Below are 3,132 nucleotides of genomic sequence, written 5' to 3' on the forward strand. Positions count from 1 at the left end.
TCCTTCTGAGGCCGTGACCACGGACCTCGTTTCACCATCAGCCTGAAGCGCAGCACCCAAAATCTTCAGCTATCCACAAGCTGGGCCGGCCGATTACCCCATCTTTGTCCTTAGGAACGGACAAAATCAGACTGGCCCGGTCGGTTCGGTTTGGGCCATGAACGGAAGCCAGCTTCTCTTCCATATGGCAGTCTCCTAATATAACTTTATTGGAGAGCCGTCACACGGACGTGCCGAAGTCCGGCGAATTACGGCGGCGTATGTGCCCACGGCGGGCTTTGCAGTCTCTTCATCTCGACGTCACTTGTTTTCATCAGGTCGGAACGGGCGCACGCCCAACTAGTCCAACGGGAGAAAATCGCCATGCATTTCTGTTTAACGGGACAATACACCCCCCAAGCTCTCAAAAATATCATGGAAAATCCAACAACCAATCGCTACGAGGCGGCCAAAAAATTGACCGAAGCCGCCGGTGGAAAATTGATCTCGATGTATAGCACCGCAAACAATGGCCCCGGCGTGATGGTGATCATCGATTTGCCTGATCCCAGTGCAGCGCCGGCGATGACTGGCGTTGTCGTGGAAAGCGGCGCCCTCCACAATGTAAAGCTCATCCGTCTGTGGACGCAGGACGAAATCAAGCAAGTCCGCCAAAAGGCAAGTGAGCTTCGTGGCGCATACAAGCCGCCCGGCAAGTAAATGCATTGGTGGCAGCCGACCGGGCTGCCGCCAATTTTTTCCAGCGAGTCCTGAAAAATTTCGGTAGCCACCCCAAAAGACTTTTGCAACAATATCTGCCACAACCGGACTCATGCACCGCAGCAAGCAGCGCCTCTATTCGATCACCTCGTCGGCGCGCGCGAGCAGCGACGGCGTTACGGTGAGGCCGAGCGCCTTTGCCGTTGTGATGTTGATGACGAGCTCGAGCCTTGTGACCCGCTGCACGGGCAGGTTCTCCGGCTTCTCACCGTTCAGCACACGACCGACATAGTCGCCCACCTGACGGTATGCTTCCGAATAATTCGTTCCGTAGCTCATCAATCCGCCGCCTGCGACGAATTCCCGGATTGGATAGGCCGCGGGCAGCATGTGTCGGGCGGCCAAGCGGACAAGCGTTGCGCGATTTTGGAACATCAATGCGTCGGCCGAAACGAGCACCGCATCCGGTCGCGCGATCGCCATTGTGGCGAAAGCTGCTTCGAAATCATCGGCATGCCGCGCTTCCACGGGCGATAGCTTCACGGCGAGAGTTTCGGCCGCCGATGCCAGCTCGTTGCCGACGGAGTCGCCCCCGGAAACAAGGCTTGTTGGGCTGTAGAGGAACGCGATGGACTTTGCCGACGGCACCAGTTCGCATAGCACCTGTAGACGCTTGGCCAGCAGTTCGGTGTTAAGAACTGAAATCCCGGTGACATTGCCGCCAGGCCGGTTAAGGCTTGTGACGAATCCACTCTGGACGGGATCGAACCCGGTAAAGAAGAGGATTGGAATGGATGTGGTGGCAGCCTTGGCGGCAACAATGGATTGGCCTGCAAAGACGACGATGGCATCCACTCGGCGCTGAGCGAGTTCTGCGGCCAGTTCGGCCAGCCGGTCCTCACGGGCGTTGGCCCCGCGAAATTCGATCGTGAGGTTTCGGCCTTCGACATAGCCCATTTCGGCGAGGCGGCGCTGGGTCGGGACAAAACCTGTCCGCGCGCCTTCCACCGATCCAAATCCAAGAACGCCGATAGTCCGCGAAGCCGGCTGCTGCCCGCGCGCAGCTAGGGGTAACACCGCCGCACCGCTTACAAGGCCAATAAATTCACGTCGCCGCATTTTTGCCCCTGAGATCAGAACGCGGCAGTGTAGCTGTCCAAACTCAACATCTGGAAGCCGTCCGGGACCAATCCGACGAAATATGTTTGGGGGTCGTCAATGTCGCATGCCGGTCAGAAGCGGACATCCGACACGCTTTCCAATCGCTCGAAAGTGCGGTCAAATGCCGTCGGGGACACTTGGCGTTTTGGGGCGAGGGTGTCCTTGCACGGAGGAGAACGCGCGTGGACGAACTCGCTGGAAAAACCGCGTTCGTGACCGGTGCAGCGTCAGGCATTGGACTGGGGATCGCGACCGCCTTCGCCCAGGCAGGGGCGAAAGTCATGCTTTGCGACATTGAAGAAGCGGCCCTGTCCGCAGCGCTCAAGCAACTGAGGCTCACCAACGTCGATGTCGAAGGCGTGAGAGCAGACGTTTCAGTCAAAGCCGAACTCGTGGCGGCCGCCGAAGCCACGACTGCCCGCTACGGCAAGGTGCATATCCTCGTCAACAACGCGGGCGTCGGCGGCGGTGGGCCTTATGGCGCCTGGACCGACGCGGCGTGGGATTGGACCATGGGCGTCAACCTGATGGCCACCATTTGGGGGATTGAGATTTTCGGCCCGTTGATCGAGGAGCATGGCGAGGGTGGACACATCGTCTCCACAGCCTCGATCGCTGGCCTTATTTCAGGGGAGAGCAATGCATACAACGTCTCCAAGTATGGCGTTGTCGCGCTGTCCGAGGGCCTGCGGCGTGAACTCGCGCCCCGAGGGATTGGCGTATCGGTGCTGTGTCCAGGGTTCATACGCACTCAAATCATAGACTCAAGACGCAATCTCCCCAAGCGCTTCGAGGGGTCGGTCCGTGCCTTGCCGACTTCGGGCCCACGTGCCGAGCGGATCAATTTGCTCCGGGAACGCATCTCTCAGGGCATAGAACCCAACTATGTCGGTGAACTCGTCCGCGAAGGCGTCGAAAAGGACTTGCCATATATCTTCACCGACCTCGAATTTGAGCCGATGATCGAAGCGCGCTTCGCCGCAATCAAGCAAGGCTTTGACCACATCCGCGGGCGCAACCCGAAACGTTGAGCGCGCAGCCCTTCCACGAGCCTGATTGTGCTCTTATGGGGGCCGTGCCGCCGAGACGATTTTGTCAATAGTCACGCCATGTCCGGTTTGGGTCAAAAGCAGACTTCATGTGACGAATGATCGATGTCCGTTATTCACCGGTGGTCTCAACCGGTTGACGCAACACTTTATCTTAGAGGGAAAGGATGGAGTGTGGGATGGAACGGAGATTTCATAGAGGGTTTACTGCGGCGGAGAGGAC

General features: G+C 58.3%; 3 protein-coding genes. 2 read left to right on the forward strand and 1 reads right to left on the reverse strand.

Going from position 1 to position 3,132, the window contains the following annotated elements; all coding sequences use genetic code 11:
- Positions 1 to 363: 363 nt before the first annotated feature.
- Entirely contained in the window at positions 364 to 699 is a 336-nt protein-coding gene (locus tag E7813_RS03810) for a GYD domain-containing protein (RefSeq protein ID WP_291571039.1), read from the forward strand.
- 135 nt (positions 700 to 834) lie between these two features.
- Here E7813_RS03810 and E7813_RS03815 read toward each other — a convergent pair whose 3' ends face one another.
- Positions 835 to 1,818 carry an ABC transporter substrate-binding protein gene (locus E7813_RS03815; RefSeq protein WP_291571041.1) on the reverse strand — a complete coding sequence of 328 codons (984 nt, stop codon included), beginning with the start codon at positions 1,816 to 1,818 and terminating at the stop codon, positions 835 to 837.
- A gap of 224 nt (positions 1,819 to 2,042) precedes the next feature.
- Here E7813_RS03815 and E7813_RS03820 point away from each other — a divergent pair, with 224 nt between their 5' ends.
- Positions 2,043 to 2,891: an SDR family NAD(P)-dependent oxidoreductase gene (locus tag E7813_RS03820; protein ID WP_291571043.1), complete on the forward strand. Its 849-nt coding sequence runs from the start codon at positions 2,043 to 2,045 to the stop codon at positions 2,889 to 2,891.
- Positions 2,892 to 3,132 lie beyond the last annotated feature (241 nt).

It is taken from the genome of Bradyrhizobium sp., from assembly GCF_004799405.1.
GTDB lineage: Bacteria > Pseudomonadota > Alphaproteobacteria > Rhizobiales > Xanthobacteraceae > Bradyrhizobium.